The 22,103-nt window shown below is 42.2% G+C and carries 22 protein-coding genes; 14 read left to right on the forward strand and 8 right to left on the reverse strand.

What is annotated here, in order from left to right:
* Positions 1-43: 43 nt before the first annotated feature.
* Positions 44-862 (reverse strand): formate dehydrogenase accessory sulfurtransferase FdhD, encoded by an 819-nt coding sequence (locus AACW06_RS02385; protein WP_192073830.1) that lies wholly within the window; start codon positions 860-862, stop codon positions 44-46.
* Positions 863-1,074: 212 nt separating this feature from the next.
* Here AACW06_RS02385 and AACW06_RS02390 point away from each other — a divergent pair, with 212 nt between their 5' ends.
* The 11 genes from AACW06_RS02390 (at position 1,075) to cobB (ending at position 12,184) form a co-directional block, all read left to right on the forward strand.
* Positions 1,075-1,539 (forward strand): DUF3305 domain-containing protein, encoded by a 465-nt coding sequence (locus AACW06_RS02390; RefSeq protein ID WP_192073831.1) that lies wholly within the window; start codon positions 1,075-1,077, stop codon positions 1,537-1,539.
* The gene (locus AACW06_RS02395) at positions 1,523-1,972 is read left to right on the forward strand and encodes a DUF3306 domain-containing protein (RefSeq protein ID WP_337923143.1); all 450 of its coding nucleotides are present in this window, start codon (positions 1,523-1,525) and stop codon (positions 1,970-1,972) included. The genes AACW06_RS02390 and AACW06_RS02395 overlap by 17 nt, the downstream gene beginning before the upstream one ends.
* A 188-nt stretch (positions 1,973-2,160) precedes the next feature.
* Positions 2,161-3,822 (forward strand): 4Fe-4S binding protein, encoded by a 1,662-nt coding sequence (locus AACW06_RS02400; RefSeq protein ID WP_192073832.1) that lies wholly within the window; start codon positions 2,161-2,163, stop codon positions 3,820-3,822.
* 83 nt (positions 3,823-3,905) lie between these two features.
* Positions 3,906-4,481: a TorD/DmsD family molecular chaperone gene (locus AACW06_RS02405; RefSeq protein WP_192073899.1), complete on the forward strand. Its 576-nt coding sequence runs from the start codon at positions 3,906-3,908 to the stop codon at positions 4,479-4,481.
* A gap of 108 nt (positions 4,482-4,589) precedes the next feature.
* Positions 4,590-4,790 carry a twin-arginine translocation signal domain-containing protein gene (locus AACW06_RS02410; protein WP_192073833.1) on the forward strand — a complete coding sequence of 67 codons (201 nt, stop codon included), beginning with the start codon at positions 4,590-4,592 and terminating at the stop codon, positions 4,788-4,790.
* A gap of 12 nt (positions 4,791-4,802) precedes the next feature.
* On the forward strand, positions 4,803-7,658 hold the full coding sequence (locus AACW06_RS02415; RefSeq protein ID WP_168522199.1) for a formate dehydrogenase subunit alpha: 2,856 nt from the start codon (positions 4,803-4,805) through the stop codon (positions 7,656-7,658).
* 11 nt (positions 7,659-7,669) lie between these two features.
* Positions 7,670-8,278, forward strand: coding sequence for a formate dehydrogenase FDH3 subunit beta (gene fdh3B, locus AACW06_RS02420; protein WP_192073834.1), 609 nt, complete (start codon positions 7,670-7,672; stop codon positions 8,276-8,278).
* Positions 8,279-8,292: 14 nt separating this feature from the next.
* Positions 8,293-9,336, forward strand: coding sequence for a formate dehydrogenase subunit gamma (locus AACW06_RS02425; protein ID WP_192073835.1), 1,044 nt, complete (start codon positions 8,293-8,295; stop codon positions 9,334-9,336).
* 4 nt (positions 9,337-9,340) lie between these two features.
* Complete coding sequence (locus tag AACW06_RS02430) at positions 9,341-9,757, forward strand: hypothetical protein (protein WP_192073900.1); 417 nt, start codon at positions 9,341-9,343, stop codon at positions 9,755-9,757.
* Between the two features lie 313 nt (positions 9,758-10,070).
* Entirely contained in the window at positions 10,071-11,291 is a 1,221-nt protein-coding gene (locus AACW06_RS02435; protein WP_192073836.1) for an ammonium transporter, read from the forward strand.
* A 155-nt stretch (positions 11,292-11,446) separates the two neighbouring features.
* Positions 11,447-12,184, forward strand: a complete 738-nt coding sequence (gene cobB, locus AACW06_RS02440) for a Sir2 family NAD+-dependent deacetylase (protein ID WP_192073837.1) — start codon at positions 11,447-11,449, stop codon at positions 12,182-12,184.
* Positions 12,185-12,261: 77 nt separating this feature from the next.
* On the opposite strand, the gene AACW06_RS02445 is transcribed toward cobB, so the two are convergent.
* The 5 genes from AACW06_RS02445 to potA form a co-directional block, all read right to left on the reverse strand.
* Positions 12,262-13,299 (reverse strand): extracellular solute-binding protein, encoded by a 1,038-nt coding sequence (locus AACW06_RS02445; protein ID WP_053311532.1) that lies wholly within the window; start codon positions 13,297-13,299, stop codon positions 12,262-12,264.
* A 124-nt stretch (positions 13,300-13,423) separates the two neighbouring features.
* Positions 13,424-14,458: an extracellular solute-binding protein gene (locus AACW06_RS02450; protein ID WP_192073838.1), complete on the reverse strand. Its 1,035-nt coding sequence runs from the start codon at positions 14,456-14,458 to the stop codon at positions 13,424-13,426.
* Between the two features lie 107 nt (positions 14,459-14,565).
* Positions 14,566-15,336 (reverse strand): spermidine/putrescine ABC transporter permease PotC, encoded by a 771-nt coding sequence (potC, locus tag AACW06_RS02455; RefSeq protein WP_192073839.1) that lies wholly within the window; start codon positions 15,334-15,336, stop codon positions 14,566-14,568.
* Complete coding sequence (potB, locus tag AACW06_RS02460) at positions 15,336-16,193, reverse strand: spermidine/putrescine ABC transporter permease PotB (RefSeq protein WP_171375537.1); 858 nt, start codon at positions 16,191-16,193, stop codon at positions 15,336-15,338. Before potB ends, potC begins: the two co-directional genes overlap by 1 nt.
* Entirely contained in the window at positions 16,177-17,310 is a 1,134-nt protein-coding gene (gene potA / locus AACW06_RS02465; RefSeq protein WP_192073901.1) for a spermidine/putrescine ABC transporter ATP-binding protein PotA, read from the reverse strand. Before potA ends, potB begins: the two co-directional genes overlap by 17 nt.
* A gap of 318 nt (positions 17,311-17,628) precedes the next feature.
* Between potA and AACW06_RS02470 the strand changes: the two genes are divergently transcribed.
* Genes AACW06_RS02470 through AACW06_RS02480 form a run of 3 tightly spaced genes read left to right on the forward strand, consistent with a single transcriptional unit; the run spans position 17,629 to position 19,894 of the window.
* Entirely contained in the window at positions 17,629-18,420 is a 792-nt protein-coding gene (locus AACW06_RS02470) for a hypothetical protein (protein ID WP_192073840.1), read from the forward strand.
* Entirely contained in the window at positions 18,413-19,219 is an 807-nt protein-coding gene (locus AACW06_RS02475; RefSeq protein ID WP_192073841.1) for a glucosaminidase domain-containing protein, read from the forward strand. The genes AACW06_RS02470 and AACW06_RS02475 overlap by 8 nt, the downstream gene beginning before the upstream one ends.
* Positions 19,220-19,228: 9 nt before the next feature.
* Positions 19,229-19,894, forward strand: a complete 666-nt coding sequence (locus AACW06_RS02480; RefSeq protein WP_192073842.1) for a DUF2987 domain-containing protein — start codon at positions 19,229-19,231, stop codon at positions 19,892-19,894.
* 63 nt (positions 19,895-19,957) lie between these two features.
* Here the strand turns inward: AACW06_RS02480 and ttcA are convergent, their stop codons facing one another.
* Positions 19,958-20,890: a tRNA 2-thiocytidine(32) synthetase TtcA gene (gene ttcA, locus AACW06_RS02485; RefSeq protein WP_192073843.1), complete on the reverse strand. Its 933-nt coding sequence runs from the start codon at positions 20,888-20,890 to the stop codon at positions 19,958-19,960.
* A 145-nt stretch (positions 20,891-21,035) separates the two neighbouring features.
* The gene (uspE, locus tag AACW06_RS02490; RefSeq protein ID WP_192073844.1) at positions 21,036-21,983 is read right to left on the reverse strand and encodes a universal stress protein UspE; all 948 of its coding nucleotides are present in this window, start codon (positions 21,981-21,983) and stop codon (positions 21,036-21,038) included.
* Positions 21,984-22,103: the final 120 nt, after the last annotated feature.

Here is a 22,103-nt window from a genome sequence, read left to right on the forward strand (position 1 = left end):
AAGATCTGATCGCAGAACCAGCTTTTAGTTTGAATTGATAAACTTAGCCTTTTACATCAAAGCTGATTTTTTCGGCACCGGTAAAGACTTGAAAACGTAGCCCCTTAGCACGAGCTATAGTGGTAATACCAAATTGCTTGGCTAAATCCAACCCCATTTGCGTCACACCAGAACGAGACAATAATACAGGAATACCCATTTGCGCGACTTTTATCACCATTTCAGATGTTAGCCGCCCCGTGGTGTAGAAAATTTTATCCTCACCACTTTGTTGATTCAGCCACATTTCGCCAGCTAACGTATCAACCGCATTATGACGACCAACATCTTCAACAAAGGAAAGCACCTTGTCACTTTGACAAATGGCACAACCATGGACGGCACCCGCTTTTTTATAAGTGTCGTTATAGTGGGTAAGAGCCTCTAAGGCCGAGTAAATATCTGACTGTTTAAGTGGGGTTTGTGGCACTTGGTAGTTTTCAAGTTGCTTCATCACGTTGCCATACATCGTGCCTTGTCCACAGCCAGAGGTGACGGTTTTTTTCTTTAACGCTTTATCCAAATGATCAATATTTTCTTTAGTAATCACCGCGGCCGAATGAGTTTGCCAATCAATAATAATCGACTCAAGCGCGGTAGGATCAGATATAAAGCTTTGGTTTTTCAAGTAACCAAGCACCAATGATTCAGGACGAGATCCTAACGTCATCAAGGTCACAATTTCTTTCCAATTTAACATCACGGTTAATGGCCGTTCACAGGCAATTTGCTGAGTCAGTTTTTCACCGTATTCATCAAACACTTCTACTTCTATGGTTTGTAAAGGGTTATCGCTAGTTTTAATTATGGTTGGCTTACCCACTGTGTGATCCTATTTGTTGGAGTGAATGATCAAATCTCTGACTGCGTTTTGGCAAGCAATTATTATTCCACTGTTTAATGAAAATAAGGCCACTAAAAATTGGATAAAGTCTAATCTTTAATACAGTTGTGAAGAAGACAAGTACGTTATGCTGAATAGGTGGCGTAATTTTTGCTGTTACGTGTTTAATTAATAACTTAAGTAGGTGAAACATGTCTACATCTTCATCAGAACTTCTAGGCGCAGGAAAGAGTGATTTCTTATGGCCAATCGAATGCGACCTCATTGCACATGACATTACCGCTGGTATGTGGGTGACGAAACAATGGCAGCTTGTAGGGTTCAATCTCCAACCGACCGCGGTATCTTCTACAATTTCACTCTTGGAACTCTACCGAGATGAAAGGAGTGACTACCGTTTTAATTTAAGCTCTCAGCAACCCAAGCTATTTCTCGTTTTAGAAAATATTGACACCGACCAAGAGCCGAAAATAGTCAAACTAACCGCTTCACAAAACGTCGCTTCACGCTATATGGATGGCGACTATCTGGTACTGTCCAACGATATGCCACTTGCAGTACAAGCATGGATGGAAGCTTTTATTGGGCGTCATGGTGAGCTATTAGAACAGCGTCGTAAAAAACGTAAAGGAGCAGGGCGTGCCAACGGAAACTAAAGGATTTTTATCAAGATGGTCACAGCGAAAATTGTCTGAGGCCGAACCTGAATCTGAAATTGAGCTCAGTGGGGAAGAGTCGATTGCTCTCAGCATAACTCAAGAAGAGGAAGCAGCTTCGTCAGACAACGAAAACTGCATCGCTACACTATTGACCTCTACAGCAGAGGCCAGTGTTAAGAAAGCGGCATTGCGTCAATTGTTTTTAAATGGCGATTTTAGTGAAATCGATATGTTGGATGATTACAACCAAGACTTTAATCAAGTCAGCAACCTGTCGACAGAGGTCGTTGCAAAACTTCGCGACTGGATGAATGAAGAAAACGAGGAAACCAACGACGAGAACATCGCTGATGCAGAAAATGCAGCTGAAGGGAATGAAATTATAGTAGAAAACGCTCAACAGATGACAGAGACAAAAAATACCACATAAAGTATCGGTACATTTTGACTTACTCACCATGAGTCATTACCGAGACAAAATGTCGCACTTTATGTGTGGGTTTACTATCACAATGCTCTATTTTTATTAATTCTTTGATAAATAAGTAAATTAGTTATGGAATGGTATTTGCTACGTTCATATTAATCGAACATTAGTGTTCTAAATGGAACTGAGCAATGCTAAAACAATTCTTACAGCAAGCGACATCAAAAAATGGTAACGCCCGTGCGTATGCCATTGAGCATACGGTTGAACTCACCAATTTGATCCCACCGACCGTAAGTTATGAAAGTGGCGGTCATACTCTCATTCTAGGCCCTACAGCCATCATCATTCGTACCGCAGAGCAACTGTCGAGTATGACCTCACTGACACTTCTTTCTATAGATGGTGAACCAGGAACACATCCTAACCTTTATTTTGCCGACACGGTTGAAGTGTCGGGTTTTCTCGGTGCATTTCAAGTTAATGTCGAAAATCGTGGTGCAAGTCAGAATCTTGCTAAAGTGGCGATTGCGCTCGACTGTTTTGATATTGTTCTCGACTTGTCTTTGAACGGTTTTATGACAGAAGAAGTGCCTGTTCCCGGTTATTATCCGGTTGGTCGTGGTTATCCAACCTTGGCAGATGCGCTTAGTGAAATTCCAACGCTAATGGGCACCTTTGATAAACCAAAATATTTTCGCCTCGATACTGAGCTTTGCGCCCATAGTTCACGTGGTGTAAAAGGGTGCGAGCGATGTGTTGATGCTTGTCCAGCAGGAGCCTTGACCAGTGAGGGTAATGATAAAACCGGGCACCATATCCAAATTAATCCTTACCTTTGTCAAGGTATAGGAACTTGTGCGACATCGTGTCCAACAGAAGCTATTCATTATGCATTACCAAATCCAACTGATACGCAAAAGTTTGTAGAACGACTTTTAGCTAACTATGAGTCAGCTGGCGGCGTCAACCCAATTGTATTGATCTGCAGTTCACGCCATGAAAGCTACAACCTAATGGCACTACAAGCCTTACCAGATAACGTCATTCCCGTTATCGTTGAAGAACTTCCATCTGTGGGTATTGATACTTGGTTTGCTGCGCTTGTTAATGGCGCAAGCCAAGTGCTGTTTGCTGCTAGCCGTCACATGCCTGAAACCATTATTCGTATTCTTAATCAAGAAGTGGAAATGGCTCAAATTCTGCTTACACAACTTGGTATTGCCAAAGAGAGCGTTGATATTCTTTATTTAGAAACACTGCGTGAAGGGCCTCCAACATTAATGGACATGTCTTTTGATCTCGCTTTAGGGGATTTAGAAGGTAATAAACGCCAACGGCTATTTACCGCAATTGACGCCTTAGCGACATCTCGTATTCCTGAAGATAACATCGTGGCACTACCCAGTACTGCACCTTATGGGAAAGTAAGCTGCAACACTCAAGATTGCACACTTTGCATGAGTTGTGTGGCGGTTTGTCCAACCCGCGCACTGCATCATTCGGGGGATTCGCCAACCCTTAATTTTATTGAACAAGACTGTATTCAATGTGGTTTGTGTGCCAAAGCTTGTCCAGAACAAGCGTTATCACTAACGCCACAAATGAACTGGGATAAAGCGTCTCGTCAACAAGTCCAAACGCTCCATGCCGAAAAACCTGCCGAATGTTTACGCTGCCATAAACCTTTTGCCCCGCAATCGATGATCACCATGCTACAAAATAAGTTACGTGGTCACTCTCAGTTCGCAGATGCTGCAGCACTTAACCGTATTGCGATGTGTGAGGACTGCCGAGTGGTCGATATTTTCGAAGGCATGGCAGAAGATCCACACCAACAGTTGAACTACTAAGGATAACTAACGTGGAACACAAAACAGACGACTTAACTCATTTAGGACAATCAGTACGTTTTGAGATTTATCTACTGCTTGCAATGCTGCTTAGACAAAAACCGAGCGCAGAGTTAATGGATTTTCTCACTCAGTTAGACATTGAAAATAACGATACTGATATGGCAAAAGCATGGATCGAGTTAAAGAGCTCAGCCAGTCATGCTGTTGATACCGATGATGAATTTCAAAATCTCTTTATTGGTATTGGCCGCGGAGAAGTCGTTCCATTCGCCTCTTGGCATCTGACTGGTTCCTTAATGGAAAAACCACTTGCACAACTAAGACAAACCCTACTTACACTTGGTTTTGAAAGAGCAGAGGGTGTGAAAGAGCCTGAAGATCATATCTCTGCAATTTGTGAAGTCATGAGCTATCTGTGCGAACAGCCAGAAGAATCGCAGAAAATGTTTTTTAATCAGCATATTGGGCCTTGGTTTAGCAAATTAGTTGAGCAAATAAGGCAAGCAAGTCATGCCAAGTTTTACCTCAGTGTGGCCAATTTAATGGACACCTTTTTAACTATTGAGCAGGTGAAATTCACCCAAGCTCCTGAAGGTGCGAAGACCGCCATCAAAATTGATGTGAAAAATTTAACAGACTCACTTCAGAGTCACTAATTTATATACCCAAACCACTTGGAGTTACAGGTAGAAAAGGTATAGCAAAAGAGATGCGTCGTTAGCATCCATAGATAGCCGGTTTAAAACAGGCAGAGGAAGCATTCAATGAAGAAAGATAAAGAAGTTGATAACAGCCGTCGAGATTTGCTCAAAGGGCTAAGTACCGCCGCTGTCGTTGGAGTCGTGGCATCAGGCACAGTCCAAGCCGCAACGGCTTCAGAAAACGTGGTTTCAAACAATGATGATGTAAAGAAAAAGGGTTACCACGAAACTCAACATATTCGTGATTATTACGACACACTGTAGGAGCAACTGACAATGAAATTATCCAAACGCTCCGATAGCGTAATGAAAGAACATGACAAACTAGGCATTAGTCGTCGTGCTTTTATGAAAAATAGCTCATTAGCGGCTGGTGGTGCAGTTGCAGGCGCGGCTTTATTTACTCCCGGCATGATGAAAAAAGCACAAGCTAAAAGTGTTGATCCTACGGTAAAAACTGAAGTGAAGCGCACTATTTGCTCTCATTGCTCGGTGGGCTGCGGTATTTATGCCGAAGTACAAAATGGTGTCTGGACAGGTCAAGAACCTGCATTTGATCACCCATTTAATGCTGGTGGGCATTGTGCTAAAGGCGCTGCACTGCGTGAACATGGCCATGGAGAAAGACGCTTAAAATACCCAATGAAACTTGAAAACGGCAAATGGAAAAAACTGTCGTGGGATCAAGCAATAGAAGAAATTGGTAACAAAGTTTTAGACATTCGCAAAGAATCTGGCCCGGACTCCGTCTATTGGTTAGGCAGCGCGAAACACAGCAATGAGCAAGCTTACTTGTACCGCAAAATGGCTTCATTATGGGGTACCAATAACGTCGATCACCAAGCTCGTATTTGCCACTCAACAACAGTTGCTGGCGTTGCAAATACATGGGGCTACGGCGCCATGACAAACTCATTCAATGACATGCATAACTGTAAATCGATGCTGTTCATTGGCTCAAACCCAGCAGAAGCGCACCCGGTTGCAATGCAGCATATCTTGATCGCCAAAGAGAAAAACAGCTGTAAAATCGTGGTCGCGGATCCTCGTCGTACACGTACAGCAGCAAAGGCGGATCATTTCGTATCACTACGTCCTGGTAGTGATGTTGCCTTTATTTGGGGCGTGTTATGGCACGTATTCCAAAACCAATGGGAAGATAAAGAATTCATTCGTCAACGCGTATTTGGTATGGATGAAATTCGTGATGAAGTCGCGAAATGGACACCAGTCGAAGTCGAGCGTGTAACAGGTGTTAGTGAAGAAGAAGTCTACCAAACTGCAAAAATACTCTCTGAAAATCGCCCAGGATGCATTGTTTGGTGTATGGGAGGCACGCAGCACACCACAGGTAACAACAACACTCGCGCTTACTGCGTCTTGGAGTTAGCTTTAGGTAATATTGGTAAATCTGGCGGCGGTGCAAACATTTTTCGTGGTCACGACAACGTACAAGGTGCAACTGATTTAGGTGTGCTATCTGATACCTTACCTGGCTATTATGGCCTATCTGAAGGCGCATGGCGTCACTGGGCAAAAGTGTGGGACCTTGATTTCGAATGGATAAAAGATCGATTCGACAGTGGTACTTACGGCGGTGCGACACCAATGAATACCTTTGGTATTCCGGTTTCTCGCTGGATCGATGGCGTGTTAGAGAACAAAGATAACATTCAGCAACGTGAAAACATTCGCGCTATGTTCTATTGGGGTCATGCGGTTAACTCGCAAACCCGCGGTGTTGAAATGAAAAAAGCGATGCAAAAACTGGATATGATGGTGATTGTTGACCCGTATCCAACCGTTGCCGCTATTATGAACGATCGCACTGATGGTATTTACCTTCTACCCGCGACCACTCAATTTGAAACCTACGGCAGTGTCACGGCTTCTAACCGTTCGATTCAATGGCGTGATCAAGTTATTGAACCTCTTTTTGAGTCAAAGCCTGATCATGAAATTATGTACTTGATGAGTAAAAAGCTCGGTATCTCCGAGCAATTATTCAAAAACATCCGTGTTGAAAACAATCAGCCTGTTATTGAAGACATCACTCGTGAATTCAATAAAGGAATGTGGACTATCGGTTATACCGGCCAAAGTCCTGAGCGTTTGAAAGCACACCAACAAAACTGGCATACCTTCCATAAGACGACATTAGAAGCAGAAGGTGGGCCTGCTAATGGTGAAACTTATGGTTTACCTTGGCCATGCTGGGGAACGCCTGAAATGAAACACCCTGGCACACATATCCTTTACGACACGTCTAAACCAGTAGCTGAAGGTGGCGGTAACTTCAGAACACGTTTTGGCGTGGAATTTGAGGGTAAAAGTTTATTAGCCGTCGATAGCTATTCTAAAGGCTGTGAAATTGAAGATGGTTACCCTGAGTTTACTGATAAGCTTCTAAAACAATTAGGGTGGTGGGGTGACTTAACCGCACAAGAACAAGCTGCGGCAGAAGGCAAAAACTGGAAGACTGACTTGTCGGGTGGCATCCAACGTGTGGCGATCAAACATGGCTGTATTCCATTTGGTAATGCAAAAGCTCGCGCCATTGTATGGACATTCCCAGACCGTGTACCTTTGCACCGGGAGCCACTGTATACCCCTCGTCGTGATTTAATTGCTGATTACCCAACATGGGATGACAAAGACGCAATTTTCCGTATGCCGACCTTGTATAAATCAATACAGCAGCAAGATAAATCTAACGAGTATCCGATCATCCTAACATCAGGCCGTTTGGTTGAATACGAAGGTGGGGGTGAAGAAACACGTTCAAATCCATGGCTTGCCGAGCTACAACAAGAAATGTTTGTTGAGGTCAACCCAAAAGATGCCAACGATTTAGGCTTTAAAGATGGAGAAATGGTTTGGGTTGAAGGGGCTGAGAAAGGCAGAATTCACGTCAAAGCCATGGTAACTCGTCGTGTCAAACCAGGCATGGCATTCATTCCATTCCACTTTGGCGGTAAGTTCCAAGGTGAAGACCTACGCCATAAATACCCTGAAGGCACCGACCCATATGTGATCGGTGAGTCAGCAAACATTGCCACAACCTATGGCTACGACCCTGTAACACAAATGCAGGAAACCAAAGTCACTCTCTGTAACATTCGCAAAGCGTAAGGAGCTTACAAATGGCTAGAATGAAATTCCTTTGTGACACCAAGCGCTGCATAGAATGTAACGGCTGTGTCACTGCATGTAAAAATGAAAATGATGATGCACTGGAGTGGGGTATTCAACGCCGCCGCGTTGTAACACTAAACGATGGTGAACCAGGAGAAAACTCGATCTCAGTGGCTTGCATGCATTGTACCGACGCACCATGCATGGCAGTTTGCCCAGCAGACTGCTTTGAGCACACTGAGGATGGAATTGTGCTCCACAATAAAGACCTGTGTATTGGCTGCGGCTACTGTTTGTTCGCCTGTCCGTTTGGCGCGCCTCAATTTCCTAAGCAATCGGCTTTTGGTGAACGCGGGAAAATGGATAAATGCACATTCTGTGCTGGTGGGCCAAATACCGAGCCTGGTTCAGAGGAAGAGCGTAAAAAATATGGTGCAAACCGTATTGCTGAAGGCAAATTACCGATGTGCGCATCATTGTGTTCAACAAAAGCTTTGATTGCTGGTGACGCAGAAAAAGTCTCTGATATCTTTCGACAACGTGTCGTAGAACGCGGAGCAAAAGGCGCTGGTTGGACAAACGGTGAAGACCTTTCCTACGATGCTAGTAAAAGCTAAAGATGGAGAGGTGTATGTTACAACACATAAAACGTGCAACTCTCGCTATGCTGCCTGTATTGGCAGCACTAGTGATGCTATTTTCATCGCCTAGCTTTGCTAAAGATGAAACAGCTCCAGTAGTTGAAAGAGAAATGACACAATTAGCTGGTGCCGATTTTTGGCAACAAGTCAGACAAGGTGAGGTGGGTTACACCACATCGCAATCCCCAGAACATGGCATGTTGATCAGCGCCCCTGGGGAGGCATGGTTTTTACTTAAAGAAAAATGGATGTCTCCTGCGGGCGCTATCGCCATTTTCGGTAGTATTACCATGGTCATTTTGGCATACGTATTGGTTGGACCATTGATGCTTAGTGCTCCGCGCACAGGCAAGAAAATCAAACGCTGGTCTCGATGGGACAGAGCATTACATTGGAGCATGGCGTTCACCTTTTTGACTCTTGCATTTAGTGGCTTAATGCTGGTTTATGGTAAACACTTTTTAAAACCGTATGTGCCAACTGAACTATGGGGATGGGTAATATTCATTGCCAAACAATACCACAACTATATGGGACCTCTATTTTTCATCCTGCTGATATGCATGTTATTGAAATGGTGGCGTAAGTCATTATTCAATATGGTAGATATCAAATGGTTTATGAAATTTGGAGGGATGGTTGGCAAGTATAAAGGAAGTCACCCTTCTGCAGAATTTTCTAATGGTGCTGAAAAGGTCATTTACTGGTTATTGATTGTCTTTGGCACAGTGGCAGCAATCAGTGGCTTGGTATTGGATTTTCCGATCTTCGGACAAACTCGACGTGACATGGAATTTTCAAACCTCATTCACATGTTCTCAGCGCTTATTTTAATCTGTGGCTTCATCTTCCATATCTATATTGGTTTATTTGGAATGGAAGGGGCATTAGAAGGTATGGTTACGGGTGAAGTCGACGAAACCTGGGCTAAGGAACACCATGACCTCTGGTATGCTGAAATGCAAAATGCAAAACATGAAGGAAGGGTAAGCAGTGATGAGCCAGTGAAAGGGGAAAAAGCCCATGAACAATAACGTTATGAGTAATAACCGAAAAAGCATATGGTTTGTCTATATTGCAAGTTTACTCACGCCTTTTACTTGTTTAATTTCAGGGGTGATTGCCATTATTTATGCAGGATATCGGCTTGATAAAAATCAAGATGGTGAGGTTGCTAATTCCCATTATTACGGTCTTATTCGTAGCTTCTTTTTGTACCTGACATTCTTTGTTGTACTGCTAGTCACTGTTGCCACTTCAAATGGTATCTTGGTTGGGCTCAATGACTATTGGTATAAAAGCTCATGGATTGACACGGTAAGTTATGTGATCCCTATCATCGGTGCCATTTTTGCTCTACTAGCCATCCTAGTTTGGCTTGCTAGAATAGTAAAAGGTATGCAGCAATTGAGGAATAACCAGCCTCATCAGCCCTCTAAAGGGCCCAATCTATAATCTATAAGCCCAGCTTCATACTGGGCTTTTTTACGCCATATATTAGTGCGCATCAAAAAGGGGCGTACGATCCAATCCGGTGCAACAGATGAGGTATATCATCCATTTCGACAATAAGCCTAATTGATATGTATAACTAATAATTTAATATTATTCATTAGGTTAGCTTGCATTTTATTTTTATTGATTCATCTATCTATTTTCGGAACAAATCTTGCTGAAACGCTAGCTAATACAAGCATTTCCCCGATTTGGTGAAGTGATAATCAAGTAGCACAGGATTGGTGCGCAACATTGATGGAGAATCACTCAGATGACTCAAACCGTAAGTCAGGTACAAGGTGCTGTGCAAGCCCTGACCCAAAGTTCAGATACCCTTTTTTTATTACTCGGTGCAATCATGGTGTTTTTAATGCACGCCGGATTCGCTTTTCTGGAAGTAGGAACCGTTCGTAAGAAAAACCAAGTGAATGCCTTGGTGAAGATTCTTGCTGATTTCGGGGTTTCAACCATCGCCTACTTTTTTATTGGCTATTGGGTGGCATACGGTGCGAACTTTTTTGCTGATGCGCAGACGCTTTCTCAAGGAAATGGTTATGAATTGGTTAAGTTTTTCTTCTTATTGACTTTTGCAGCAGCGATACCTGCGATTGTTTCTGGTGGTATTGCTGAAAGGGCGCGTTTCTATCCTATTCTCGTAGCAACTTTTTTTACTGTCGGCCTAGTTTATCCTTTCTTTGAAGGCATGATTTGGAATGGAAACTTTGGTGTCCAGAATTGGTTTGAAGTTCAATTTGGCGCTGGGTTTCATGATTTTGCAGGATCTGTCGTTGTACATGCTGTTGGCGGTTGGATTGCACTAGTTGCAGTCATATTTCTTGGCATGCGTAAAGGACGGATTCGCGCAGGAAAACACACCAATTTTGCCCCCTCAAATATTCCATTTTTAGCGTTAGGTGCATGGATTCTTTGTGTCGGTTGGTTTGGCTTTAACGTGATGTCAGCCCAAACACTTAATGGTATTAGTGGTCTCGTCGCCATGAACTCCTTACTTGCGATGACCGGTGGTATCTTAGCGGCATTGATTGCTGGTAAAAATGACCCAGGCTTTATCCATAATGGTCCTTTGGCTGGTTTAGTTGCCGTTTGTGCCGGCTCAGATTTGATGCATCCACTTGGTGCACTCGTGACTGGTGCTGTGGCTGGCGTACTGTTTGTCTGGTTATTTACTCAACTGCAGAATAAAACAAAAATCGACGATGTACTCGGCGTATGGCCCTTACACGGTGTATGTGGTGCTTGGGGGGGAATTGCTGCCGGTATTTTTGGGCAAACCGCTTTGGGAGGCCTTGGGGGCGTAAGTTTGACCGTACAGCTACTTGGAACACTACTAGGTATTATTGTCGCTGTTATTGGCGCGGCCATCGTTTATGGCACGCTAAACGCGGTGACAGGGTTACGCCTCTCAGAAGAAGATGAATTTAATGGTGCAGATTTAGCCATTCACAAAATCTCATCTCTTAACGAAGATTAATCATATCGAGCGAGGTGAAGGGTTACTTTCACTTCGCTTAAATCACAGAATTAGCCAAATTCATAGCCGTTTTATACTATGGTCTAATCCTCAAAACTACTGTTGTTATTGCATCAATGCTAAGCTAGCAAGAAAGTGAGCAATAAGGACATCGCATGAATTTCCCCTACAAAAATATTGTTATCCTCACTGGCGCTGGTATTTCAGCCGAATCAGGCATCAAAACTTTCCGAGCTCAAGACGGATTGTGGGAAAACCACCGAATTGAAGATGTTGCCACGCCAGAAGGTTTCGTACGCAACCCTGATCTTGTTCAAGACTTCTACAATCAACGACGTCGTAAACTCCAATCCGATGCTATCCAGCCGAACGCAGCACATATCGCTTTGGGTAAGCTAGAACAAGAGTCAGAAGGGAAGGTGACAATCATTACCCAAAACATTGATAATCTCCACGAACGAGGAGGCAGCACCAATGTGATTCATATGCATGGCGAACTGCTAAAAGCACGCTGCAGTGCTTCTAATCAAGTAATAGAGCATAAAGATGACATATTGACTGGCGAACTTTGTCATTGCTGCCAGTTCCCAGCGCAAATGCGACCACATATTGTCTGGTTTGGGGAAATGCCATTGCGTATGGGAGATATCTATTCGGAGCTAGAAGAGGCAGACCTCTTTATTTCTATTGGTACTTCTGGCGTTGTTTTTCCAGCCGCGGGTTTTGTACATGATGCAAGAATGCACGGAGCACATACCATTGAAATCAATCTAGAGCCAAGCGCAGTTGAAAGTGAATTCGAAGAAAAGCGTTATGGAAAAGCCAGCATCGAAGTGCCGCAACTGGTGGAAGAGTTATTGGCGCTAGAAATGCCAAAAAAGAAACACGCCTAAATTAGGGCGTGTTAATTGGTGCTATAACAGAAAAACGGCTTAATGCCGCTTTTCTGTTTGTTTAAATGGTATTTGAACTAATTGTTTACTTTTAACTTTTGGAAGTATTCATCATAAAGCACATTGGCTTCACCCACTTCATCTTGCCAACTACCGCTATCCATTACTGATTGGGGAGGGAAAATGTTTGGATCATTGGCAAACTCTTTTGGCAATAACTGATACGCGGTTTTAACTGGCGTTGGGTAACCAATTTCTAGAGCAATTTTCGCTGCATTTTCAGGGCGTAGTAAGAAGTCGATCATCTTATGAGCTGCTTCAACATTTTTGGCTCCAGAAGGGATTGCTAAACTATCCATCCAGAAAATTGCCCCTTTCTCTGGCCAGATAATATCAATTGATGCACCTTCTTGACGTGCCATGTAAGCCGAACCATTCCAAAGCATTCCTAATGAGACTTCACCAGCCAAATAAGGGTTAGCCGGAAAGTCGGAATTAAACACCAGTACGTTAGGAATAAGTTTCTTCAGCTCTTCGTAAGCCGCTTTAATTTCTTCTGGGTTAGTGGTATTGGTTGAATAACCTAATTTACTCAACGCAATGTGGAAGACTTCACGAGCGTCATCCATCATCATCAATTGACCTTCCCATTTCGCATCCCATAAGTCACCCCAATTTTTAATAGATGACTTATCTAGCATATCAGTATTAATACCAATACCGGTTGCACCCCAGATGTAAGGAATTGAATATTTATTATTTGGATCAAAAGACTTGTCTAGGTAATTAGGATCAAGGTCAGCAAAGTGTGCGAGTTTAGAATGGTCGATTTCCTGCAGCATCTCTTCTTTGCGCATTTTCGATACAAAATAAGTAGATGGAACGACAAGGTCGTAACCCGAACCTTGAGTTTTCAATTTAGCATACATGCTTTCATTGGATTCATAGGTTGAATAGATAACTTTAATACCGGTCTCTTTGGTAAAGTCTTCTAGTACGTCACGGGGGATATATTCAGACCAGTTATAAAAATAAAGTTCTTGGTCTGCAGCCATTGCAGGGGTAGTGAATAGAGTCGCTGCGCATAGTGCGCCTGCATACAATTTACTTTTCATTACGGTTCCATTTTAGTCGGTGCCAAAGCTAACTAGGCAAGAGTGCGTGATGCGAGAGCACAAAGTATATCATTTTAAACGAAAATAGGCAGCGAATGCTGCCTATTTCCTACTTTTTAACGAATTATTGGCCAGCTTTTAGCTTCATGAAGTACTCTTCATATTTTACAGTTTTGTCACCGACAGCCGCTTGCCACTCAACTCGATCTAAATCTTCTTGAGATGGGAACAGAGCAGGGCTGTCTTTGAATTTCTCATTAGAAGCTTTCACACCAGTTAAATAGCCAGTGTCACGAGAAATTTGCTCAGCGATTTCAGGACGAAGCAAAAAATCGATCATCTTATGTGCTGCTTCTACGTTTTTCGCACCAGAGCTGATGGCGAAGTTATCAACCCAACCAATACCACCGTCTTTAGGGAAAACTAGCTTAATGGGTAAACCTTCATTTTGCGCAGCAGCAGCAGAACCATTCCACAACATACCTAAGCCTACTTCACCAGAAAGATAAGGTGCAGCAGGGTTGTCGGAGTTAAAAACCAATACATTTGGCATTAACTTTTGTAGTTCAGCGTAAGCTTCATCGATTTGTTTTTCGTCTGTTGTGTTACCAGAATAACCTAACTTACGAAGTGCAATATGGAAAACTTCACGAGTATCGTCCATTAGCATCAACTGACTAGCTAGTTCCGGTTTCCAGAGATCCCCCCAACTTTGGAAGTCGTTAGGATCGTACATATCAGTATTAACGGCTAGGCCAGTGATAGCAACTACGTGTGGAATCGAATAATCGTTATTAGGATCATAGGGTTTATTTAGATAGTTGTTATCAAGGTTTTGGAAATTACTTAATTTCGATTTATCGATCTTTTGTAGCATGCCTTCATCGCGCATTTTTGACACGAAGTAGGTAGATGGAACCACAAGATCGTAACCTTCATTGTGTGTTTTTAGCTTTGCATACAAAGTTTCATTCGACTCATAAGTTGAATAAATCACTTTGATGCCGGTCTCTTTAGTAAACTGTTCTAAGAGGCTGCTATTGATGTACGGCCCCCAGTTCATGAAGACTAGTTCCTTGTTTTCGTCCGCTGTTACTGCTCCAGAGAACAAAGAAAGCGCACATGCACTACCAGCTAATAGAGTAGCCCATTTTTTCATTGACGTTAGCTCCAAACCAAACGTTACCTACGTTGTAGGCGTTAGATAGAAAAACAGAATGACTGACTGCCATTCTGCTTCGTGTAAAGTATTACAACTTGGCAATTCTACTGTACTTTTTCCTTGGCTATCAACTGTGATGCAATAACCAGTAGCAAAGAAACAACCAACATTACCGTAGCTAAAGCATTTACCTCCGGAGAAATGCCCACTTTAACCATTGAGTAAATCTTTAACGGTAGAATTTCATAAGTAGGGCCAGTCACAAACGAGCTAATGATCACATCATCTAAAGACAGTGTGAAACTCAACAACCAACCAGCAGCAACCGCAGGTTTAGCCAGTGGCAGGATAATTTTTTTCAAAATAACCCATTCACCAGCACCCAGATCTTTTGCCGCTTCTAGCATTTTCACATCAAACCCGTTGAGGCGGCTATAAACTGTCACCACAACAAAAGGTAAACAGAAAGTAATGTGGGCAATCAGCAGCGTAAAGAAACCTAACTGAGCACCTAATACTAAGAATAGTGCAAGTAGCGAAATTGCCATGACAATATCTGGGGACATCATCACAACAAACAACATGCCATTAACTGCACGCTTTCCCTTAAATTGGTAACGGAATAGGGCAACAGCCGTCAGGCTACCGATAATGGTTGCTGCGGTGGCTGAAAACACGGCAATATTGAGTGAATGCCAGGCGGCTTGAACCAAGCTGTCATTGGCAGCCAAAGCGTGGTACCACTTAGTGGTAAATCCACCCCATTTGATACCAAACTTATTTTCATTAAATGAGTTAACGATCAGCACAATGATTGGCAAATACAAAAATGCATATACCAAGCTCATAAAGCTAAATCTAATTGTTTTTGCCATTAGTCTAGCTCCACTTTCTTATTCAATAACTTACCAGCACGGTAGTAAGCATACAGCATCACCGCCATAGCAAGAGTGAGTGCAATACTGGTCGCAGCGCCAAATGGCCAATCGCGAGCATTAAGAACCTGACTCTTAATTACGTTACCGATCAATAAGTTTTTCGCTCCACCTAACAAGTCAGCAATGTAGAACATTCCTAATGCAGGCAGTAACACTAGTAAGCAACCGCCAATAATGCCAGGCATCGTCAGTGGCAAAACAACTTTTAGCAAAGTTTGAAGTTTATTGGCGCCAAGGTCGCGCGCTGCTTCTATATAAGTACCATCCAACTTTTCAATCGCTGAATAGAGCGGAAGAATCATAAAAGGAAGCAAGATATAAACTAAACCAATCATCACAGCGGTTTCGGTGTACATAATACGTAATGGTTTATCAATAATATCTAAACCAAGTAATGCTTGGTTTAAGATACCTTGTGTGCCTAAAACAATTTTTAATCCGTAAGTACGGATCAGTGAATTGGTCCAAAAGGGCACAATCACCAAGAACAGCATGATAGGACGCCATTTTGCAGGCATCTTGGCAACAATATAAGCAAACGGATAACCGATAACTAAGCACAGCAAGGTTGCCACAATGGCCATATAAAAAGAGTGCATTAGCACTTTGGCATACAGTGGATCTAGTAGACGCGTATAGTTATCCAGTGTGAATGTAAGCTCGATTAAATTCGCTTCATCACGAGTCAAAAAGCTAGTACCGATAATCATTAGGTTTGGGATCAATACAAACAGTACTAACCACCCAACAATCAGTGTGATAATAGCATTTTGAAGACTAAGCTTCTTGCTCATCATCGAGTACTACCTCCCAGCTTTCCACCCAAGTTATTGCAACTTTTTGACCAAGAGAATGATCAACATCAGGATCATCTTCGTTGAAAAATTCGCTTACAGTCACACGCATGCCTGATTCTAATTCAACGACAGATTCAAGAGTCATTCCTTTGTAGGTACGCTCTGTCACGTGGCCCACAATGCCTCTTTCTTCCGATTCTTTGATTTCTTCGATGCGAAGATCTTCAGGGCGCAACAATACTTGTAATTTGTGTCCGGGTTGTACATCTTGGTCGTGATACACCACGGATTCAACACCTTCGATATGGGCTCGAATGCGTTTCTCATCAATGCGCTCTAGCGTTTCAGCGTTAAATACGTTGATCTCGCCGATGAAGCGTGCCACGAATAGGTTTTTCGGCTCTTCATAAATCTCACGTGGAGAACCATCTTGTTCAATTTTCCCGTCACGCATAACAATGATGCGATCAGACATTGATAGTGCCTCTTCCTGATCGTGTGTTACGAAGATAAAGGTGATACCAAGCTGACGTTGCAGTTGTTTTAATTCCATCTGCATTTGCTTGCGTAATTTGTAGTCAAGTGCCGATAAAGACTCATCAAGTAGCAGCACTTTAGGCTTATTCACGACAGCTCGCGCAATCGCTATACGTTGTTGTTGACCACCAGAGAGTTGACTAGGTTTACGCTGTGCCATACTGTCTAGGCGAACCATACGTAGTGCTTCCATTACACGAGGTTCAATGTTTGCAGTAGGGACCTTTTGCATACGTAAGCCAAACGCAACATTTTCAAACACCGTCATATGCGGAAACAGAGCATAACTTTGGAATACCGTGTTAACGTGTCGCTGTTCAGCAGGAATTTGGGTGACATCTTGATTATCAAGAATGATATTTCCGTTATCAGCAGTTTCGAAACCTGCAATCATTCTTAATACTGTTGTTTTACCACAGCCAGAAGGTCCAAGTATCGTTAAAAATTCACCGTGATTAACATCAAGGTTTAACCCGCCGATGATTTCCTTACCATCGAAACTTTTACTAATACCAGAAAGACGAACTACTGGTTTTCCTACTGATTTTTTTGCGTTCAACGTCTGTTTTTCTCCCACCTTGTTCTTAGGGATGCCTATGATACGGCCTGCTGCCATATGCGCTTGAGGCGCGAATCATAATCATCAAAAGAGTGAATTCAAAGTTTTTTCTTATCTTGATACAGAAAAAGTTTTGTAGGTCTTAGCTAAGATTGCTTACCATAGTCATTCGACCATGATTAAACGCATCAAATTGATTAATTATCAACCAAATAACTCATAATGCAAGATCAGTTTCGAGTTCTGATTTTGGACTAAACTGCATTGCGGTATAATGAAACGAATTTTGTGACTCAATTCAGACAGCAGAATTATTATTGCTGTCTAGGACATTTTATGAATAACGATATCGAAAAAGATTTCAACCTAGGCGGAAGCGTAGAACGCGCTCTAAAAGGGGACTGTGATATTAAGGCTGGAGCAGTCCTTAAAGAAGCATGGGACTGCACAATTAAGCAATTTATCTCTTTTACACCAGCAATTGTCATTCTTCTGTTTGTACAGTTAGCTATCTTTTATATTGCATTAAAACTGCAATTAGGTGAGCCATCTATTATTTTAGATGCACTACAAAAACCTGATGGATTTACTCAAAGTATCGTTGAAGCTATTTTTGTAGCTAATTTTAGTTACGAAGTGGTCAGTGCGCCCATTTTTGCAGGCGTAAGCTTAATGGCAATGAGCCATGCGGCAGGGCTAAAAACGCAGCCTAGACATATTGCCAAAGGTTTGCAGTTTACCATTCCGGTTATTTTAGCGACACTATTTAGCTTGGTGCTACAAGGGATTGCTGGAATGATTTTTCCGCTACTTTCTCTTTACCTGTCATTGGCATTCAGTAACTCCATCTTGCTGATTTGTGAAAAGCGAGTGCCACCAATGCAATCATTGCTTTTATCATTGCGAGCGGTAAACAAAAAAATCGGACCTATCGCAATGATTTACCTTGTCGTTATGGTGATGTTCATTACTGCTGCTCTACTTTATGGCATCGGTTTCATTTTTGTATTGCCTTTCTTTTTCCATGCAAAAGGCATCATTTATCGCAATATGTTTGGCATCAAACTTAAAATAGCAGCGACAAATCAATCAGATAGTAACGACAACTCTCAGGTGTTCAATGCGTAAAATAATCTTATTAGCTACTTTCAGCCTCATTGCTGTAAGTTGTAGCGTATATTATGTACAACAAACCTCAACAGAGACGACGTATTACCATAATGTTCCTGAGTTACAAGATGCACATATTGTTGGTAAGGCTCCCAACTTTGCTGAAATAACTGATATCAATGAGAAAAAGCACACCTTCTTCTCATTTTTAAAACCCGGTGTTGCTTGGGAAAATAGACGAGTCCTACAAGAAAGAGAAACCCTTAACAATATTAAGGATAACTTCCTCGCGAATAAACTCTCTAATGACAATATAAAGCAAGCTAAAAAACTGGCAGAAAATTATGATTTGTCACTTAGTGAGCAAGGCGTAGATCAGAAATGGATAGACGACATGCTTCATCGTGTTGATGTGTTGCCTGAAGCATTGGTTCTGACTCAAGCGGCTAATGAATCAGCTTGGGGGACATCTCGCTTTGCTACAGAGGGGAACAACTATTTTGGTCAGTGGTGTTACAGTGATGGTTGTGGTCTTATTCCACTCAAACGTGGAGAAGGTATGACACATGAAGTCGCCAGCTTTAGCTCAGAACAAGAATCTATTCATCGCTATTTTATGAACGTGAATAGAAATGCCGCGTACTACGATTTACGTGAAATTCGTTACGGGCTTAGAGAAAACAATGCAAACCTACTTAGCGCTGACAGTGCCATGGAAATGGTCAATGGGTTACTTAAATACTCAGAACGAGGTGAAGCCTATGTTCAAGATCTTCAATCGATGATGCGCCATAACCAACAATTCTGGACAGAATAGATAATAACAATGAAAAAATCACCCTTAACTCTACTTACGACTTTGGTGTTTAGCGCTAGTGTTTCATTTCCGATTCAAGCACAAGAATATATGTTTACGTACTCTAAACTGTTTTCTCAGTTGAAGAACAACGTGAAAGATGATTATAAAGATGTCAAAGTCGGTTTCTTTTTCGTCAACGCGCAAACCAAAAAACTCTGCCCAATAGAAAAAGCGTGGATGGAAAAAGAAAAGCATTACGAGGAACTTAGTACCAGCATTAACCATGAGCTTTTATTGCCCTTAGATGACAATTTACGCCAAGCCAATCCTTTGATCTTTGTTGATACTCCACAGGATATGCGTTGTGATTTTTCAACTGTAGTAATGACTAAAAAGCCATTTGAAGGACAGGTAAGTTATGAGCAAGTGGCTACATTGCTCCCTCAAATGCAAAGCTTACTTGAAGAGCTCGGCGGGATGTTTGCCAGTTGGTTTACACCGGATGTATCAGGTGTAACACTTGAATTCGCTAATAATCTTGACTCAAATATTGTGCTGAGCAACGGTCAAACCATTGCGATAAAAAACGGTAAAGCTCAAGTAGCGGTAGAACAAATCGGTAATGGTGGCTACATGCAGCTACCAGAGCAAACCGTCCGAGTTTTGCCTTACCTTCCCAACGCTAAGAAGTAAAATCAATACAGGGCTGCTAATAAGCAGCCCTGTACGGCAACGTTCTATTCTTTAGTCGATTTCTCAGAGATTAGTCACATCGAGTTTTAAGTTTGGATCAAACTCCATGACTCGGTCTTCGTCATTAATTACAGGAATTGGCATTTCTTCTTTATCAAAACCAATATCACCACCATTGATAACACCCGAATCTCGATTTATCGATTTAAAATCAAACAAGTTGTAATCGGCTAGGTGACTTGGCACGACATTTTGCATCGCACTAAACATGGTTTCAATACGCCCAGGAAACTGTTTGTCCCAACCATTCAATACTTGCTTGATGTTTTGACGCTGCATGTTTGGTTGAGAACCACATAAATTACAAGGGATGATTGGGTAATCACGCATTGCAGCATATTTGATGATGTCTTTCTCTCGACAGTAGGCAAGCGGACGAATCACCACATGCTCACCGTTGTCTGACACTAGCTTTGGTGGCATGCCTTTGATCTTACCGCCGTAAAACATATTCAAAAACAGAGTTTCAAGAATATCATCACGATGATGGCCTAGAGCTATCTTGGTTGCGCCAATTTCTTTAGCGGTGCGATACAAAATTCCACGACGCAAACGAGAACAAAGCGAACATGTCGTTTTTCCCTCTGGTATTTTATCTTGAACGATCGAATAGGTATCTTCTTCAACAATTTTGTACTCAACACCGAGTTTGTCTAAGTATTCAGGCAAAATATGTTCTGGAAATCCTGGCTGTTTTTGATCCAAGTTCACAGCAACAAGTTCAAAGGAGACAGGAGCACTTTTTTGAAGACTCATCAGAATCTCAAGCATGGTAAAGCTATCTTTTCCTCCAGAGAGACATACCATGATGCGGTCACCATCTTCGATCATATTGAAATCAGCAATTGCCTGACCAGTATTACGACGAATACGCTTCTGAAGTTTATTGAAATTGTATTGTTGAGCCTTAGTGCGCTCTTGAGTTTGCTCTGTCATCAGCTTGTTGTCTTTTAATCTTCAAAACAAAATGAAGTGCGTATGATACGGATAAATAGCTCAGATGCTAGTTCTAACAAACAGAGAATGTAAAAAATCCCCTTTATCTTAGCAAAGGGGATCAGATAGTTGATGATTAATGAGACTAAATTGCAGTTTTAGGATCTAATGGGCTGACATAACCGTTAGGTTTTAGCGCTAAAACATCACAATTGATTTTATCTATCACTTGCTCAGCGGTGTTGCCAATAAACACCGCTGACAAACCGGTACGTCCAGTGGTTCCTAGAATAACCATCGCTGCATTCAATTTTTCTGCTGACTGAGGGATGACATCTTCGGGTAAGCCTTGTTCAACCAGCGTTTGGGATTCATCAATACCGTGTTTTTGTCTCAACGCTTTCATCGATGTTAAGTGATGCCCACGAACGGCATCGCTGTAAGTTGTTGGGTCAAACTCTGGTAATTCAATAGTAATATTAGCTGGAGTGACTGGGTATGAATTGACAAGGTAAGGTGTCGCACCCAGACGAGCGGTCAAACTTTTAAGTTGTTCGACCATGCAGTCATTCAGACCTAAATGGGTTGGGTTTTCAGATCCCACATGAACTGATGCAATAATATTGGCATTTTCCGGCCAATCTGCATTTTTTACCAGCAGGACAGGGGTTGGACATTTGCGTAAAAGATGCCAATCCGTCGGAGTAAAAATGACCGATTCCAAAATATCATGCTTGCGCGTGCTTTTGATCAATATGTCATGCTCACCAGCAAACACTTCAGCAATGATTGCTTCATAAGGGCGGTTATGCCAGACGACTTTAACATCAAATTGAACGGACCCATCAATATAAGGTCCTGCCACATTCTTCATCCACTGCTCTCGTTGGTGAATCACACCACGACGCATCGCATCACGCTCATCGAGAGAGAGCATGGAGGTCATATCATAGGAGAAATCATATATTGATAGGAAAAAAGTAATGTGGCTAGTAGATGAGCTCTGTTTGGCCAGTTGCATCGCTCTAGCAAGGGCTGGTTGCTCGTCATGGTTAATGTCGGCAACAACTAAAATTTTGCTGTAAATACTCATAACAACTCCTTAAGTGTGGAGAAGGGTGTTAATGCTACTTTAGCTTATAACAGACAAGAGTTTTAGCAAATACATTGGGATTTTAGTAGAAGTATGATGTAGCTCATTTAAGGGCTACAT

The sequence above is a fragment of the Vibrio sp. S12_S33 genome, from assembly GCF_963889785.1.
Lineage (GTDB): Bacteria > Pseudomonadota > Gammaproteobacteria > Enterobacterales > Vibrionaceae > Vibrio > Vibrio aestuarianus.

Coding starts and splice junctions, on each gene's coding strand:
- AACW06_RS02400 (WP_192073832.1), top strand. CDS start 2,161: ATGCTAAAACAATTCTTACAGCAAGCGACATCAAAAAATGGTAACGCC.
- ttcA (WP_192073843.1), bottom strand. CDS start 20,890: ATGACAGAGCAAACTCAAGAGCGCACTAAGGCTCAACAATACAATTTC.
- AACW06_RS02430 (WP_192073900.1), top strand. CDS start 9,341: ATGAGTAATAACCGAAAAAGCATATGGTTTGTCTATATTGCAAGTTTA.
- AACW06_RS02470 (WP_192073840.1), top strand. CDS start 17,629: ATGAATAACGATATCGAAAAAGATTTCAACCTAGGCGGAAGCGTAGAA.
- AACW06_RS02410 (WP_192073833.1), top strand. CDS start 4,590: ATGAAGAAAGATAAAGAAGTTGATAACAGCCGTCGAGATTTGCTCAAA.
- AACW06_RS02445 (WP_053311532.1), bottom strand. CDS start 13,299: ATGAAAAGTAAATTGTATGCAGGCGCACTATGCGCAGCGACTCTATTC.
- fdh3B (WP_192073834.1), top strand. CDS start 7,670: ATGGCTAGAATGAAATTCCTTTGTGACACCAAGCGCTGCATAGAATGT.
- AACW06_RS02475 (WP_192073841.1), top strand. CDS start 18,413: ATGCGTAAAATAATCTTATTAGCTACTTTCAGCCTCATTGCTGTAAGT.
- AACW06_RS02415 (WP_168522199.1), top strand. CDS start 4,803: ATGAAATTATCCAAACGCTCCGATAGCGTAATGAAAGAACATGACAAA.
- AACW06_RS02425 (WP_192073835.1), top strand. CDS start 8,293: ATGTTACAACACATAAAACGTGCAACTCTCGCTATGCTGCCTGTATTG.
- AACW06_RS02450 (WP_192073838.1), bottom strand. CDS start 14,458: ATGAAAAAATGGGCTACTCTATTAGCTGGTAGTGCATGTGCGCTTTCT.
- AACW06_RS02390 (WP_192073831.1), top strand. CDS start 1,075: ATGTCTACATCTTCATCAGAACTTCTAGGCGCAGGAAAGAGTGATTTC.
- potC (WP_192073839.1), bottom strand. CDS start 15,336: ATGGCAAAAACAATTAGATTTAGCTTTATGAGCTTGGTATATGCATTT.
- AACW06_RS02405 (WP_192073899.1), top strand. CDS start 3,906: ATGCTGCTTAGACAAAAACCGAGCGCAGAGTTAATGGATTTTCTCACT.
- AACW06_RS02480 (WP_192073842.1), top strand. CDS start 19,229: ATGAAAAAATCACCCTTAACTCTACTTACGACTTTGGTGTTTAGCGCT.
- potB (WP_171375537.1), bottom strand. CDS start 16,193: ATGAGCAAGAAGCTTAGTCTTCAAAATGCTATTATCACACTGATTGTT.
- AACW06_RS02435 (WP_192073836.1), top strand. CDS start 10,071: ATGACTCAAACCGTAAGTCAGGTACAAGGTGCTGTGCAAGCCCTGACC.
- cobB (WP_192073837.1), top strand. CDS start 11,447: ATGAATTTCCCCTACAAAAATATTGTTATCCTCACTGGCGCTGGTATT.
- uspE (WP_192073844.1), bottom strand. CDS start 21,983: ATGAGTATTTACAGCAAAATTTTAGTTGTTGCCGACATTAACCATGAC.